Here is a 16,135-nt window from a genome sequence, read left to right on the forward strand (position 1 = left end):
TTGGTTCCTCCTACATCATGATTTTCTTTGGATTCAAGCGTAAAATATACAATAGCGGTAAAATAGCTGAGAACAAGACGGTTCCTAAACCTAACAGCAGATACGTAATGATGTAGCCTGCTGAGAAGGACACTTGATAGGCATTCTTGATATCCATGTAATCAATATCAGCTGCCATCAAACCGCCAGAATAAACACCGCCCATATCATTTTGATTGCTCATCCAATCGTTTTGCATCAAGGTATTTGAAACGGCACCACCTAATAAGTTCCCGGTCACTAAGGACAATAGCAGTGCGGCTAAACTAACCAGCAAGACTTCAATCACGATCTGTCCAATGACTTTCCCACGGCTTTCCCCTAAGGAGAGATAGATGCCCAATTCTTGTTTCCGATCTCGTAAGAAAAGCAAGACCACTAAGGAAATAATAAAGATGGTTGCGATCGACGCAATGATCACGATGTAATTTGCGATCACCCCTAACCGAGTAAAGCCACCGGCGATCTGCTCGTATTGATCCGTATTAGCAATGACACGATAATATTGGGGCAATAAGGCACCGGCTTCTTGTTTAAAGGCTTCGACGTCATCCGTTGAATTTAGGACAAAGATCGGTTGATAATAGGCGTCTGACTCTTCTTCGATCACTTCTTGACCCCAAAGTTTTTCAGACTGCAATTTGTTAAAATCTTGCACTAAATTATTGCTAGCATAAAAGGTATTGATTTGTTCCATCACTTGCCATACCTGATCACTATTTTGTGAATCACTTTGATCTGATGAACTACTTTGATTGCTTTGATCCTTTTTAATTACAGAAAAGATCCCTGCAATGGTCACGGGATAATCAAAGGTCGCGACACGATTGCCACTCTCAGCCGTTTCGTCCGTCGCATCCTCACTATCATCACTTACTCCCTCGCTTGAACCACCTTCCATCATGACTTCTGCTCGTGTATCCCATACCAATTGATCACCGACACTCAGGTTATTCAATTCTGCGATCTCTTTACTGATCAATACCGCGTTCGTCAACTCACTGACATCTTTTTCTGTCAATCCCTCGCCTTCCTCCAAGCGAATCAAGCCTTCTTGCATGTCTAATGGCTCAACCAAATTTCCGCCCTTCAAAGAGAAATAGTTGCCACCCATGCCGACCGAGCCATCCTCCGGCGTATAGGCTTTCAATTTTGTTGTTTCTAACCACGCTTGATTTTGGTAATCAAAATATTTCACATAGCTTAATTGACCGATTTGCTCATAAAGATCCAGCGCTGGTGGTTTCGGATAAAAATCTTCTTGAGACCGCTCTTCGTCCGAAGCATCCGCATGGTCTTTTTCAAAACCTTCCCAATCCATTTCCACCGTAGCTACGTTCCCCATTTTGCGTTTCGTCTCTCGCTCCACGTTGGCAGTGGATTGTTGAATTGCTACAGCACCAGCGATCACATTGCCTAAAATAAATAGAACTAAAAATAAAATAAATGATTTCCCTTTTCTTCTGGTGATACTCTTTAATGCACGCTGCCAAAAGTTCATTGTTATTTCCTCCAGTGACATTATTTTTTAACAATTATTCCATACTTCTCCCTCAAGAACAATCGCAATAAAGGATCGTTTTTCGAATTTAAAATATTAAAAAACGGGTGAAAAAGATATTTCCATTTAATAACCCTTATAAAAGAACAAGAAAAAGATGTTAAATAACAAATAAAAGAATGGAATTTTTGCTAACAGTTTTGTAAGATTTCCCGATTTCAACTTAGATTTCACTTGGATTCCATCAAAAATGCTTAGCGCTTTCGAGAGTATAAAAAAAACGAAGGAATTCTCCCACTCTTTTCCAGCGAGAAAATCCTTCGTTTTGTATTCCCTATTTTTCTTTCGTATCGATCACGATCGTCACCGGGCCATCATTGACCAAGGCGACTTGCATATCTGCGCCAAATTTTCCAGTAGCAACAGTGATGCCTTCGGCTTGTAAACCTTCATTAAAGGCTTCGTAAAGCGGGATCGCAATACTTGGCGGTGCCGCTTGAATGAAACTAGGGCGATTGCCTTTCTTGGTCTCCCCATAAAGGGTGAACTGTGAAATACTCAAGACGGCGCCGTTTATGCTTTCCAGTGACCGATTCATTTTGCCCTCTTCGTCTTCAAAAACCCGCAGATTTTTGATTTTTCTTACGAGATAAGCCACATCGTCGCCTGTATCCTCATGGGTGATCCCCAACAAAACCATGAACCCTTGTTGGATCGCACCGACGATATTGTCCTCAATCGACACGCTTGCTTGACTGACTCGCTGGATCACTGCCCGCATTCTTTCTCACCCCTTCGTACGTCTGACGCTGTAAACATCTGGAATCTGCTTGATTTTATCAACGATCGATTTCAAATGAGTCAAATTCTGAATCGCCACCGTGATACGGATCGTTGCCATTTTGTCTTTATTGGTTTTGGCTTCGACACTTACCAAACGCTTGGTGACAGTGTTGACTGTCTGTAAGACATCGTTGAGCAACCCAGAACGATCATAGCCGTAGATCTCAAGATCGGCATCGTATTCTTTGTTGATGTCGGTGGCATCTTCCCACTCAACGTCAATCAAACGGTTCGCGGCGTCTTTGTTTTGAACATTGGGACAATCGCTGCGGTGGATCGAGATTCCTCGACCTTTGGTAATGTAGCCGACGATCGAATCCCCAGGAACCGGATTGCAGCAGCGGGAGATGCGGATCAACAAGTTATCGACCCCTTCAATGACAATGCCGCCTTCGTGACGAACCTTCATTTTTTCTGGTTCTTTTTTCGCCGGTTGATTGATCATCTCTTGGACTTGCTGCTTTTGCTTCTCGATTTGTTTCTCGCGCCGTTCTTCTTCGGTCAAACGGTTGGCTAAGGTCGTGGGACTGACTTCCCCATAGCCGACAGAGGCAAATAGATCATCTTCTGTTTGGTAGTTGAACCGTTCGCAAGCTTCCGCCATTTTGCTTTTCGTCAAGAATTCTTTTGGCACAAAGCCCATATCTTGTAAAGTACGAACCACTGCCTCATGCCCTTTGATGATATTTTCATCACGATCTTGGGCTTTAAAGAATCGTTTGATTTTGTTCTTCGCTTTGCTGGTAGCCACTAGTTTGACCCAGTCGCGGCTTGGCCCAAAGGAATTCGGTGATGTCAGAATCTCAATAATGTCGCCATTTTTCAGCTTATAGTCTAATTGGACCATTTTGCCGTTGACCTTGGCACCAGTAGTTTTGTTGCCGATGTCGGTATGGATGCTATAGGCAAAATCCAGTGGACTGGAGCCTTGAGGCAACTCCGTCACATCACCTTTTGGCGTAAATACATAGACTTTGTCGCTGAAAATATCGCCTTTGACACCTTCCATAAATTCAGAAGCATCATAGCTTTCATCTTGTAGTTCCAAGATTTCGCGGAACCAGCCAACTTGTTGGGTCATCTTGTCGGCTTTGACTTTTTCCGTCTTACCTTCTTTATAGGCCCAGTGCGCAGCAACCCCAAATTCAGCGATCTCATGCATTTCATGGGTCCGAATTTGGATCTCGACAGGATTGCCTTTGGGACCAATGACCGTCGTATGCAGCGATTGGTACATGTTGGCTTTTGGCATAGCGATATAGTCCTTGAACCGCCCAGGCATTGGTTTCCATTTTGTATGGATCGTTCCCAAAACCGCATAACAATCTTTGATGGAGTCAACGATCACTCGGATCGCCAACAAATCATAAATTTCATTGAACTGTTTCTTTTGGTCTTTCATTTTGCGATAGATCGAGTAAATATGCTTTGGTCGACCATAGATCTCAGCATAGATATCTAGTTCCTCCGTAGCGATCCGAATCTCTTCCACGGTTTCGGAAACGTAGGATTCCCGTTCTTCTCGTTTGGTCTGCATCAAATGCACGATTCGGTAATATTGCTGTGGATTCAAGTAACGCAAAGAAATATCTTCTAGTTCCCATTTGATTCGGCTGATCCCTAAACGATGAGCTAATGGGGCATAGATTTCCATCGTTTCTTGGGCGATGCGGCGTTGTTTGTCTTCCCGCAGATGTTTCAACGTACGCATATTATGTAAACGGTCAGCCAGTTTGACCATGATGACCCGTAAATCTTGCGCCATGGCGATCAACATTTTTCGATGATTTTCTGCTAATTGTTCTTCATGAGATTTGTACTTGATCTTACCCAGCTTGGTCACGCCATCCACTAGCATCGCTACATCGGCACCGAATTCTTCTTTCAGATCGGCTAACGTCACATCGGTATCTTCGACGACATCATGCAAAAAACCAGTTGCAACGGTATGAGGGTCCATCTGCAATTCTGCCAAGATCCCCGCAACTTGGATTGGATGAATAATGTAAGGCTCGCCGGATTTACGGAATTGTTCTTTGTGGGCTTCTGTCGCGTAGTCTAATGCTTTTTGGACAAAGGCAACGTGTTCTTCACTCATATAATGAGCGACCAATTTGATGACATTGGGCCCGGTCAATATAACTTCTTTTGCCATTCATTCCGCCTCCTGCTCTTCTTTTTTGTGCTATCAAAAAGGCAGACAGAAGTCGCTGTTAACGTTTCGTCACGCACCCAAAGCCTTGCGGACAAACGTTCTAAGCATGGGACTCCTGTCTAACCTGCAGTTCTTATTTAGTAGTATTATTATACAAATTTTTCAGCTATTTTTCAATCGCTGTTGTTCAAAGCACATCGGGTGCCGGCTTGTCCTTAAGCAATTCTTCAAAAACATGATACGAGAGCCCGATTTTCTCGGCGCCGGCAGCCTGTAGTGATTGCATAGCTTGTTCATCTATTGTGTCAGGATTGATCTGGATCGACAGTTGACTGCCACCATCTAAGGAAAACAAGCTCACGTCGTGCAATGCTTCTGCTAGTGGTTGTTTTTGTCCTAACACGATCTTTGGCCATGCTTCTTCTTTCAAGCGTTGTGCCACTTGGATCTTCGTCAATTCATTCATGATCTCGGTTTGCACAGCTAAGCGGATCTCCCCTCCTGTCAAGGTCAAGGAGCGAATCGTTTCGGTCAATTCCGCAAAGCCACGATCATTTTCCATGAAGGAAGAAGCCGGTAGCCAGACTTCCAAAAAATCGGCACCTTCCATAAACGCCCGACCGATTTCAAACGCTACCTTTGCCAGTGTTCCTTGGGCAAGGGGGTAATCGATCACTGCGCCGATTTGTAAGGAAGAGCCTTGTGCCAAGATTTTCGCCCGCCGAATGGCACTAGGCAAAACGACGACTTCCTTTAAAGCCGTTTTATATTGATTGATAAAATCCTTCAAGACCCAGTCGGTCAGATCGGCCGTCAACAAACGGACACTGATTGCTTCTTGGTTCTTATTCATCAACTCACATCCTCTTTAATTCCGTTAGCACACTGACAGCACTTAAAAAATAAAACGGCGCTGTTTCTGTTCGTAAAATCCGAGGGCCTAACCCGCATAATTTAGCGTTGTTTTCCTGGGCTCCTTCGATTTCGGAGGGGGCCAGACCGCCTTCTGGGCCAAAGATCGCTAAAACTTTGCTACCAACGGGCAATTCGGTGATCACTTGCAGCAGCATCGCTGCTTCTCCTTGCTTGGCTGATTCTTCATAAGCCACTAGGACCGCATCGTACTGACTGAGGCTTTGCCAAAATGCTTTGGCGTTATCCAGCAGTGTGATGGCTGGTGCGATCTGCCGTTGGGATTGCTCCGCCGCTTCTTGGGCGATTTTTTGCAGCCGCTGCTGCTTTTTCTGTAACTTCTTTTGATCCCATTTCACGACCGAAGTTTGCGCAGGAAAACCGATAAATGCTGCCGCCCCAAGTTCCGTGCCTTTTTGAACGATCAAGTCCAGCTTGTCGCCTTTCGGGTAGCCGCTAGCGATCGTGACCTGCAGCGGCAATTCCTTGTCCTGCTGTTCTTTTTCGACTTCCTCTAAGTAAACCGTTTCTTCATCGGCCTCTTTGATCTTGGCGATGATCGCCAAATGATCCTCAAAAACTAAACCGACTTTCGTGCCGGGAGTCATGCGCATCACTCGGATCATATGGTGGAAGGGTTCTCCCGAAACGGCAAACACCGCTTTTGCTTCATAAGGCTCCTGTAAAAAATATCGCTGCATCTTACTCTACCTCTGGTTTTTTAAAGGCGATCGCATACCAGTCTTTTTGATTGAACAATTGATCGATCTCAAAGCCTTGTGCGATCATGGCATCGATCACTAATTGTTTTTTCGTCTCAATGATCCCAGAAACGATCAAGGTGCCCTCTTGCTTCAATAAACGCCATGCATCAGGGATCATCAATAAAATGATATCCGCTAAAATATTGGCAACGATAAGATCAGCAGGGACCGTCACCCCTTGCAAAAGGTCATTGGCTTGCACGGTCACATCGTGAGCAATGGGGTTCATCGCCATATTTTCTTGGGCGGACCTCACAGCGACTTCATCTAGATCATAAGCAAACACGTCTTTGGCACCTAAATATTTGCTGGCGATACTTAACACCCCTGAGCCCGTCCCGACATCTAAGACGGTTTCACCGCCCCGCAAGTAGACTTCTAGGGCTTGTAATGTCAAGCGTGTCGTAGGATGCGTGCCGGTCCCAAAAGCCATTCCCGGATCAAGGGTGATGATCTTTTCATCTTCTTGCAGCGGTTGATAGTTTTCCCAGCTCGGCACGATCGTCAGATAGCGGGAGATACGGACTGGATGGTAATATTTTTTCCAGGCCGTTGCCCATGCTTCTTCCACGACCTCGCTCGTTGTGATGGTGTTTTTGCCGATTGCCAAACCATACTCCGGCAGACGGTCGATGGCTGCTTTGATAGTCGGCAGCACTTCTGGCAAAAAAATCGTCTCTGGGAAATAGGCACTGACTTGCGCACCTTCTTCTAAGGTCGTATAGGTTTCTTTATCCAAAATTTCGCCATACGCATCGCTTTTAAAATTTTCGACATCTAAAACGTCCTCGATCGCTACCCCACTTGCTCCGTGTTCCATTAAAATATTGGCGACTGCTTCCACTGCTTCGCTAGCTGTCGCTACGGTTACTTCATTCCATTTCATGTTCGTTCTCCTTAGTAACTAGGGTACGGGATCATGGTTTCCCCAGCCCCGGCTTGATAGTTCGTCATTTTCTCCACAAATGCTTCTTCGTTGAATCGCAATTCAAAGATCGCTTCTTCACTGTCATCGTTCAAGAAATCAAGCAGATCGCTTTGGCCTTCTTCTAAGATTTCTTGAATGTAATCAACCAATCCGTCTAACAACGCTTTTTGGATCCCTTTTTTTCCTGCATAAGGAATCGTCGCTAAATAATCTTCTTCATCAAACGTTGATTTTTGTGGATCATACAACAAAATCCCATCTTCAAATTCAATGATCGCTTCCTCTGATGCCACACCTTGCGCATCGTCGATTTGGACTTGTTGAGGATTTTCGGCAAACAAGCGCAACACCAATTCGATGGTATGATTTTTGGCATCCCAATCGATCGCCACATCATAATCGGAGATTTTTTTCGTTAATCGCTGATCTAAGTAAGTCAATATCGTTTCTTTCGCCATCACTATTCCTTCTTTCTAGCCAGCCATGATCTTGCTGAACAGCGGCTTTTCGTATATTTGTTAAATAAGGATTACCAGCTACCGCAAATCGAAGCGGCATCTGAGTCCACTCCCCTTTGTTCGGGATACCAATTCGAGGCAATGCCAAAATTTCTTTTGGGGTACGTCGGCGCTCAGGAACCAAATGCAGCGGACTCGTAAAAACCGATTCTCCGTAAAGCTCAGCTGGGATCTGTAGTGCCTGTACTAGTTTCCCGGGGCCATTGGCTACATCCGGTCCCGTTTTTTGTCGCTGTTGTTCCATCAAGTCAATCCCATCCACCGGTTCTAGCCCGCGAATCATGATTCCTTGTGGGATGCCTTTTGGTTGCGTAATAAAGTTGACGATTCGATGCGTATGCATCGTATATAAATAAATCGTGCCGGGTTCCTGATACATCGCCCGAACCCTAGGTGTGTTTCGCATGCCCACACTATGAGCCGCCAGATCATCGGGACCTAGATATGCTTCACAATCCACGATATACCCACCTAATTTTCCGTTTGGGGTCTCATGTTCCAAATACATCCCTAATAAGGCACGCGCGATGGTCGTTGTCGGCTGTGTCGCAAATAGTGCCATTAATTCATCCATTCTCATCACCCTCTTTATTCTACACAATTCTCGGTCAACTTACTATCTTTGACTACAGAGTTGCGGTGATCTCAACGATTTCTTTTCAACGAACCTGTTTTTTGCTGACTGAGTGGAAAATACGCGCCCTTTTGTTTTCGTAAGGACGCAAATCAGCTTGTTTATGAGAATGTACGTTCTTATGTTATACTTACAGGAAAAGGAGAGGATCGTTTTATGCAGCAGCCACTTGCTTATCGAATGCGGCCACGGAACTTAGATGAAGTCGTCGGACAGCAGCATTTGGTTGGCCCGGGGAAAATCATTCGCCGAATGGTCGAAGCCAAAATGCTTTCTTCGATGATTCTATACGGACCGCCGGGAACCGGAAAAACCAGCATTGCCAGTGCGATCGCCGGCTCGACACGCTATGCGTTTCGCATGCTGAACGCCGCCACAGATACAAAAAAAGACCTGCAAATCGTGGCAGAGGAAGCCAAAATGAGCGGTACTGTCATTTTATTGCTTGATGAAGTCCATCGACTAGACAAGACAAAACAAGACTTTTTACTGCCCCATTTAGAAAGCGGCAAGATTATTATGATCGGTGCCACGACGGAAAATCCCTACATTACGATCAATCCAGCGATTCGCAGTCGGACACAGATTTTTGAAGTCAAACCGCTCCAAGAAGAAGATATTTTGACCGCCATTGATCAAGCTTTAGCAGATGAAACTCGCGGACTTGGATCAGAAACCATCGTATTGACCGATGATGCCCGCTTGCATCTTTCGCGAGCGACCAACGGTGATTTACGAAGCGCCCTCAATGGCTTAGAACTCGCTGCCCGTTCCACACCAAAAGGACCAGACGGCATTATTCATTTGACCTTAGCGATCATCGAAGAGTGCGTACAGCGCAAAGCATTGACCCATGATAAAGATGGGGATGCCCACTATGATGTGATCTCTGCTTTTCAAAAATCGATTCGCGGCAGCGATGTGGATGGTGCGCTGCATTACTTAGGTCGTTTAGTAGAGGCAGGCGATTTGGCGATCATTTGTCGGCGCTTGATGGTCATCGGTTATGAAGACATCGGTTTAGCTAACCCAGCAGCCGCTGCTCGAACCGTCAATGCTGTGTTAGCCGCTGAACGTTTGGGCTTGCCGGAAGCTCGGATCCCTTTGGCCGATACGGTGGTCGATCTATGTTTGTCACCAAAATCCAACTCGGCCTACATGGCATTGGATGCAGCGATCGCAGATATTCGTAGCGGTAAAGCTGGCGATGTCCCGGATCATTTACGAGACAGTCATTACAAAGGCGCCGAAAGCTTGAATCGAGGAGTTGGCTATCAATACCCACATAATTTTGATGATGCATGGGTCGATCAGCAATATTTACCTGATAAGCTAAAAGGTACCCACTATTATCAACCGAAAGCCACCGGTAAATATGAGCAAGCGTTGGGCCAACGGTACCAACAATTGCAGCAACGAAAGAAAAAAAACTAGGTGCTTAGAAAAAATAGTGACTTTTTGGTATCGTTTTCAAACAACTTTATTGCACCTTCGTCATTCCTATGCTACTATAAGGGTGGGAATTCTGTGATGTACGAGTTGTCCCTTTTGTGTGTTGACCGAACATTTTTATTGATATCTTGGGATCCGTCTTGTGTCAATGCTGGTAACATGCCTTTTCCTTTGGTAGTTCGAAGCTTAGACCGTGGAACCCACCTGCTAGAATTTGCGGGATCAATACTATGGGAAAAAGAACGGCATCAACGGATATTACCCATTCTTTTTAGAATGTGCCATCTGTTTTTAACAGATGGCTTTTTTGCGTTTTCTAGCCGTTAGAAACCGTGCAACGTCCTCCATCTGATATCAAAGTAAGGGTGGCTTTTGCTATTCTTTCTAGGGTTCGCTATACTAAATCTATCAACTTAGAATAGGATGGCGTATGTTTATGATTCTTCTATTATTTACGATCGTGGCACTCGTATTATTCGGCACCAGTTATTTGCTTTATGCCAAACAAGCGATTTTTTTCACTTTGATCCCTACTACTGAGGCGAATAAAGTCTTCTTAAAAACCTATAGCCTCATTCATTTCCTTTTAGGCGTAGTGGCATTGGTTGTGGGCTTTGTCGATAGAGAGCTGATTGCCTTGTTTTATTTGGCGTTGTTGCTGCTCTCTTCCGCTTCATTCAGCATCTTGCTGGCACAAAAAATGAAAAAAAAGGAAAATTAGGTTTTCTTTTTCCAGAAAAAAGCATTACAATAAAAGTAGAAGATAACAGATGGGAGTGTTTCTTATGTTACAACAATATCAACGAATCATGGTAGCCGTCGATGGGTCTAGCGAGTCAGAATTAGCCTTCAAAAAAGCCGTGAATGTGGCACAGCGGAATGATTCTGAATTAGTTTTAGCACATGTGATCGACACTCGGGCCTTTCAAACCGTTTCTTCTTTTGACGGCATGCTTGCTGAGCAAGCAACCGAAATGGCCAAACAAACTTTGAAAGACTATGAGGATTATGCCCGCAAACACCAAGTAACTGCAGTCAAAACAGTGATTGAATACGGCTCGCCAAAACCAATCATTGCCAAACAATTGCCCGAAGATCACAACATCGATTTGATTATGATCGGTGCCACTGGTTTAAATGCCGTGGAACGAATCTTTATCGGTTCCGTGTCTGAGTATGTCATTCGCCATGCTGGCTGTGATGTGTTAGTTGTGCGGACAGACCTAGAAAACAAAGTCCCAGCAAAAGACCACACGAAAGCTTAATAGTGAGACGACCTGCCGCTGCTTGGCAGGTTTTTTTGTGCAAAAAAAACCGTGACAAAAGCAAAAGAGTTAACGAGCACTTAGGTCTCATTGGTCTTTTTGCCTTTGGTCACAGCTCTTTGACAAGTCGGTTATCCAAACTTGTACAGCAAAAAATGAAAGCAAAGTAATAGGTACTCCTATCTAACCATGTTTCCTTTTGATTGTAAATAGTTTTTCTGAATTTTCTGAATAAATAGTTAATTTACCCATCCTTAAATAAAAAAAGCAAAGCGTCGCTTCCCTTAGGAAAAACGACGCCAAAATCTATGGTGATCATGGGTTATCCAAAGGACGTTGGTCAAGAGGATCACAAAGAAAACCGGACCATTCAATAACCAAAAATCAACCGAAGTCGCAGCAAAGCCATAAAGGATGATAACAATGACGGAAAGAAATAGCGTTGCGACTGTTCCAATGGCTAACCCAAGACTCCCCGCCCCTCTCGTAAACAATTGACTGATATTGGTCCAATCCAAAAGCAGCAATCGATAATCCCGAGCAAAATATTTCAAGCACAAAAGAAAACTGCTCCAAAGTGCTCCTACTAGGAAAGAGATAGCCAAAATCAGCGGCATTTTGAATAAAAGCACTGCTGCCAGCACGATGACTGCCGTTAAGCTCAGCTGCAAAACGACGCCAAAGCGGAATTTTTCCCGCAAGTAGCGCTTCATCGATAGCGGCAAGGAGCGGACAAACAAGAAATTCTCCTGATCCAATGAAATCAAATTACTGATAAAAGAAGTCGGGTTGACCATCAGTGCCGCCAAGGCGATCCCCGCCACGAAAACAACACCGATAAACCGCTCATCCAATTCACTTAACTGAATCGCTCCTGTAAACACAAAAGACACTAAGAAAATGATGGGCATCAGCAACGAAGAAGAAAAGACTTGCATGATCAAATTCGGATCACGGATCAACTGCGAATTGTAATTAAACAACAGCTGGCCCAAGCCTTGATTGGGCTTATGTTTCCGACGAACACTCCCTTGGTTAGGCGCCGCGGCTGCCACTTGCTCATAAAACTTCGGTAAGATCAATCGATAGAGGGCAAAAAGCAGCACGCCTGCTGTGGCGATGATCCCTAGCAAGCTAAGCAAACCGGTCGTTTGAAACGGTGCCACCATCACATAATAAAAAGGCAATAAAAAGCTGATCGCTCCCCGGTCTACCACGTCTGTCTCATAAGTATTCACCTGATTCATCATTAAGACCCCGATCACAACAACCAGCATCGTCACGCCTAGCAATAAACTAGTGACCAATTTTTTATGCTTCAAGAAAAACTTGGTGCGGGTCAGGCTGAAGACGATCAAGCTGCAAATGCTGAAGATCAAGACTAAAAACAAGCCGAACAGCAAGAACGCCCATAAGATCGTCAGCAAGAAAAAGACGTTTGCCCGAATCCCTGTCAGGAGAAATAAGACCAACAAAGGAAAAATAAACGGCGCAACGGTAAGAAATACCACCACGATCTTTGCCAGAAAAATTTCACTCTGTCGAAAGGGCAGCGGCAAATACGCTGGCAGATCTTGACTTTCGAAGAAGACATTGTAAATGGACGAAATCCCTTGGGAAAAGCCTAAGATTCCGAACAAAGCGACATAATAGGTAAAAAAGCCCGGCATCTGACTAAAATCCAATGTGATCATCGTCAAGCCATAGATTAGGAGAAACACTACCCCAGAAAGCGCATATTGAAACAACAGATAACTGGTCAAGGTCGAACCAGCCTTGCCTTTTTTGCGGGCTTTGTCTGTTAGTTGGGGATTGGCATACCGCAAATTAACGGAAGTCAGCGTCAGAAATTGTTGTTTTCGCATCTACGCTTCCTCCGCTTCTGCAAGAATCGCTTCTTCTTGACTTCTCCCAGTCATTTGCAGATAGATTGTTTCCAAAGAAAGCGACGGATGCTGTGCCAGCAAATCTGCCACTGAGCCATTGTACAGCAGCTCACCTTTTTTCAAAATCGCCAATTGATCGCACAACTGCTGGGCGGTGTCCAAGACGTGGGTGGAAAAAATCACGGTCTTACCCTTGGCAGCGTGCTGTTTCATCATTTCTTTTAAATCATACGCCGCTTGAGGATCTAAGCCTTGCAATGGTTCATCCAAGATCCAAATGTCCGGATCGGGAATCAATGCCCCAATCAGCAGCGTTTTTTGCCTCATTCCATGGGAAAAGCTGGCGATGGTCTCTTCTTCATGAGACAGCATATCAAACAAGCGCCCTAATTTTTGCAAACGCTCGGCCTTTTCCGCTGCTGGCACCTCATACGCTGCGGCAATCAAGTCCCAATACTCCCCTGCTGTTAGCTGTAAAAACAAATCTGGCGTGTCCGGCACATAGGCAATTTGTTTTTTTATCGCTTCCCGATGTTCCGCGAGGGATTGACCGTCAAAAAAGATTTCCCCACTCGTCGGTTGCAAAATACTCACTAAGCTTTTGATTGTTGTCGACTTCCCTGCCCCGTTGTGTCCCAGAAAGCCAAAGATCTCCCCTTGACGAATCGTCAGGGAAAGATCAGACAATGCTTTTTTGGGTCCATACTGTTTCGTCAGATTCTTGATCTCAATCATTTTCCTGCCTCCTTATTCCATACCTATTGTTATCTTACGCTGAAAAGCAGTAAAAGAAAAATGTTTATTGCCATTTTTATCAAATCAATTGACAGGAGCTGCAAAAACAAAGATAATAAGAGCACTTTAGGGGAGTAGCACATGGATCGTTCCATGATCTTAGATCAACAGCAAGCGGGAATCCGCTGGTTTAAGATGTTTCTTGCAAGACCTAAGTGGCAAGGGGCCGCTTAGGTCTTTTTGCAGTTTAAAATGGAGGGAAAACAGTCAATGAGTTCAAGTAAAATGAAAAAAGTGACCGCCGGCGGACTTTTAGTCGCCATGGGGGTGGTCTACGGTGATATCGGTACGAGCCCACTTTACGTAATGAAAGCCCTGGTGGAGGATAATGGCGGACTCCGCACCTTAACGCCCGATTTTATCTTAGGCAGCGTCTCGCTCGTCTTTTGGACGCTGACCTTGTTAACGACGATCAAGTACGTCTTGATCGCATTAAACGCGGATAACCATGGAGAAGGCGGGATTTTTTCCCTTTATACCTTAGTTCGTAAAAACAGCCGCTACTTGATTATTCCAGCGATCATCGGGGGCGCAGCCCTGCTAGCAGATGGGGTATTGACGCCTGCCGTGACCGTGACCACTGCCATCGAAGGATTACGGGGAATTCCAGCCTTTTTTGATCGCTTCGGCAATGACCAATCGATCATCGTCGGCATAACCTTAGCAATCTTATTGGTCCTCTTTGCCCTGCAGCGCTTTGGGACTGAGTTTGTCGGCAAAGCCTTCGGACCGATCATGCTAGGCTGGTTCACCTTCTTGGGCATCGTCGGTGTGATGAACTTTGCCGGTGACCTTTCGGTGATTCGGGCCCTTGATCCCCGGTATGCGATCAATCTGCTCTTTAGTCCCGATAACAGCGCTGGTCTCTTTATTCTCGGCAATATCTTTTTGGCGACTACTGGTGCGGAAGCCCTCTACTCGGACTTAGGTCATGTGGGTAAGAAAAACATTTATGCTAGCTGGCCCTATATCAAAATCTGCTTGATGCTGAATTACTTTGGTCAAGCGGCGTGGCTGCTGCAAGTCTATCAAAACCCGACTTATCAAGAAATCGAAAACTTGAATCCATTTTTCCAAGCGTTGCCGCAAGGGTGGACAGTCTTTGGTGTCAGCTTCGCCACACTCGCTGCCATCATTGCTTCGCAAGCTCTGCTGTCTGGCTCCTTTACCTTGGTTTCTGAAGCCATCAAGTTGAAACTATTGCCGCGGATGCAAATCATCTATCCGGGGGCGTCTATCGGGCAAATGTATATTCCTGCCTTGAACACCTTGCTGTGGATCGCCTGTTCCGGCGTAGTCTTATTCTTCCAGACCTCTACTCGGATGGAAGCCGCTTATGGGTTGGCCATTACGGTAACGATGTTGATGACCACTATTTTGCTGTATTTCTACTTGCACCAAAACAAGAAGACCCGTTTCTTGGCACCGTTCATCACGCTCTTTTTTGCAGCGATCGAAGGCATTTTCTTTATCTCTAGTGCGACGAAATTTTTCCATGGCGGTTACGTTGCCATCTTGTTAGCCAGCGTGATCATCGGCGTGATGCTGATTTGGGAATGGGGCAATCGTATTCAAGAAAATGCTGCCGAAGAAGTTGCACTTTCTACCTATATCCCTCAATTGAAACAGTTGCGGGAAGATGATTCTTTGCCGTTATCTCAGACGAACGTCGTCTTCATGGTTCCTAAACTGCAAGACGATCAGATCGGTCAGCAGTTCATCTATTCCATTTTAGACAAACGGCCGAAGCGTGCCAAAGTGTATTGGTTCGTCAATGTGGAAGTCACCGATGAACCTTATACGAAAAAATATGAAGTTTCGATGGCAGATACCGATTTTATCGTTAAACTAAAGCTTTATCTCGGCTTTCGGGTGCCGCAAGAAGTCAATCTCTACATTCGCCAAATCATTCAAGAATTGATGAAAGATGGTCGCTTGCCGCTGCAGCCGCAACGCTATTCCTTAACGCCTGGACGCAATGTGGGTGATTTCCAATTCGTGATGATCGAAGAAGAGCTGTCGAATGCAACTGCATTAAGCAAATGGCAGAAGCAAGTCATGCAGACGAAGCTTTTTATCAAACGCCATACTATTTCACCTGAACGCTGGTTCGGCTTAGAATACAGCGATGTGGTTCATGAGACCGTTCCTTTGGTCATCGGTCAGATGAAAGAAAGCTCTCTGACAGAATTACGCATCGAGGAACGCTAAGAAACCGCCAGTCCTGGTTGAACTTTCTGATACTTTCAGGTACACTGAAAAGACAAAGACACAAAGGAGGGAAAACGACCATGATGCGCATGACTAAAATAACAAGTAATGAAAATTACCAACGATACCATATCGCATTTAGCCATGCAATTGGTTTTACAGTTGCTGTTGACGGGACGAGTCTGTCCAAAACAGTTAAATTTACGTAAAATCAATGGCCATCTCAAGGTAT

At 45.0% G+C, this 16,135-nt stretch carries 14 protein-coding genes and 1 other RNA gene; 5 read left to right on the forward strand and 10 right to left on the reverse strand.

Annotated elements, in window-relative coordinates; translation table 11 throughout:
* Nucleotides 1–10: 10 nt before the first annotated feature.
* The 8 genes from IGI92_RS14700 to IGI92_RS14735 all read right to left on the reverse strand — a co-directional run bounded on the left by IGI92_RS14700 (nucleotide 11) and on the right by IGI92_RS14735 (nucleotide 8,234).
* Entirely contained in the window at nucleotides 11–1,561 is a 1,551-nt protein-coding gene (locus tag IGI92_RS14700; RefSeq protein WP_005233475.1) for an ABC transporter permease, read from the reverse strand.
* 313 nt (nucleotides 1,562–1,874) lie between these two features.
* The gene (dtd, locus tag IGI92_RS14705) at nucleotides 1,875–2,321 is read right to left on the reverse strand and encodes a D-aminoacyl-tRNA deacylase (RefSeq protein WP_005233473.1); all 447 of its coding nucleotides are present in this window, start codon (nucleotides 2,319–2,321) and stop codon (nucleotides 1,875–1,877) included.
* 6 nt (nucleotides 2,322–2,327) lie between these two features.
* Nucleotides 2,328–4,538: a RelA/SpoT family protein gene (locus IGI92_RS14710; protein WP_200126774.1), complete on the reverse strand. Its 2,211-nt coding sequence runs from the start codon at nucleotides 4,536–4,538 to the stop codon at nucleotides 2,328–2,330.
* Nucleotides 4,539–4,725: 187 nt separating this feature from the next.
* Nucleotides 4,726–5,391 carry a hypothetical protein gene (locus IGI92_RS14715; protein WP_005233460.1) on the reverse strand — a complete coding sequence of 222 codons (666 nt, stop codon included), beginning with the start codon at nucleotides 5,389–5,391 and terminating at the stop codon, nucleotides 4,726–4,728.
* Between the two features lie 4 nt (nucleotides 5,392–5,395).
* Nucleotides 5,396–6,151, reverse strand: a complete 756-nt coding sequence (locus IGI92_RS14720) for a 16S rRNA (uracil(1498)-N(3))-methyltransferase (RefSeq protein WP_005233458.1) — start codon at nucleotides 6,149–6,151, stop codon at nucleotides 5,396–5,398.
* Nucleotide 6,152: 1 nt separating this feature from the next.
* The gene (gene prmA / locus IGI92_RS14725; RefSeq protein WP_005233456.1) at nucleotides 6,153–7,100 is read right to left on the reverse strand and encodes a 50S ribosomal protein L11 methyltransferase; all 948 of its coding nucleotides are present in this window, start codon (nucleotides 7,098–7,100) and stop codon (nucleotides 6,153–6,155) included.
* Nucleotides 7,101–7,111: 11 nt separating this feature from the next.
* Complete coding sequence (locus IGI92_RS14730) at nucleotides 7,112–7,600, reverse strand: DUF3013 family protein (RefSeq protein WP_034872159.1); 489 nt, start codon at nucleotides 7,598–7,600, stop codon at nucleotides 7,112–7,114.
* A complete protein-coding gene (locus tag IGI92_RS14735; protein WP_061053359.1) occupies nucleotides 7,536–8,234 on the reverse strand; it encodes a DNA-3-methyladenine glycosylase in 699 nt (232 codons plus the stop codon). Before IGI92_RS14735 ends, IGI92_RS14730 begins: the two co-directional genes overlap by 65 nt.
* 216 nt (nucleotides 8,235–8,450) lie before the next feature.
* Here IGI92_RS14735 and IGI92_RS14740 point away from each other — a divergent pair, with 216 nt between their 5' ends.
* The 4 genes from IGI92_RS14740 (at nucleotide 8,451) to IGI92_RS14755 (ending at nucleotide 11,011) form a co-directional block, all read left to right on the forward strand.
* A complete protein-coding gene (locus tag IGI92_RS14740) occupies nucleotides 8,451–9,728 on the forward strand; it encodes a replication-associated recombination protein A (RefSeq protein ID WP_008382049.1) in 1,278 nt (425 codons plus the stop codon).
* A gap of 85 nt (nucleotides 9,729–9,813) precedes the next feature.
* A non-coding RNA gene (gene ssrS, locus IGI92_RS14745) (6S RNA) lies at nucleotides 9,814–10,008 on the forward strand.
* A 168-nt stretch (nucleotides 10,009–10,176) separates the two neighbouring features.
* Complete coding sequence (locus tag IGI92_RS14750) at nucleotides 10,177–10,467, forward strand: hypothetical protein (RefSeq protein ID WP_306425335.1); 291 nt, start codon at nucleotides 10,177–10,179, stop codon at nucleotides 10,465–10,467.
* 64 nt (nucleotides 10,468–10,531) lie between these two features.
* The gene (locus IGI92_RS14755; protein WP_005233432.1) at nucleotides 10,532–11,011 is read left to right on the forward strand and encodes a universal stress protein; all 480 of its coding nucleotides are present in this window, start codon (nucleotides 10,532–10,534) and stop codon (nucleotides 11,009–11,011) included.
* Nucleotides 11,012–11,295: 284 nt separating this feature from the next.
* On the opposite strand, the gene IGI92_RS14760 is transcribed toward IGI92_RS14755, so the two are convergent.
* Complete coding sequence (locus IGI92_RS14760) at nucleotides 11,296–12,876, reverse strand: ABC transporter (protein WP_430607293.1); 1,581 nt, start codon at nucleotides 12,874–12,876, stop codon at nucleotides 11,296–11,298.
* Nucleotides 12,877–13,632, reverse strand: coding sequence for an ABC transporter ATP-binding protein (locus IGI92_RS14765; RefSeq protein ID WP_301388154.1), 756 nt, complete (start codon nucleotides 13,630–13,632; stop codon nucleotides 12,877–12,879).
* Nucleotides 13,633–13,902: 270 nt separating this feature from the next.
* Between IGI92_RS14765 and IGI92_RS14770 the strand changes: the two genes are divergently transcribed.
* Complete coding sequence (locus tag IGI92_RS14770; RefSeq protein ID WP_008382045.1) at nucleotides 13,903–15,903, forward strand: KUP/HAK/KT family potassium transporter; 2,001 nt, start codon at nucleotides 13,903–13,905, stop codon at nucleotides 15,901–15,903.
* Nucleotides 15,904–16,135 lie beyond the last annotated feature (232 nt).

The organism is Enterococcus sp. DIV2379, from assembly GCF_050542965.1.
In the GTDB taxonomy this organism is placed as follows: Bacteria; Bacillota; Bacilli; order Lactobacillales; family Enterococcaceae; genus Enterococcus_D; species Enterococcus_D entomosocium.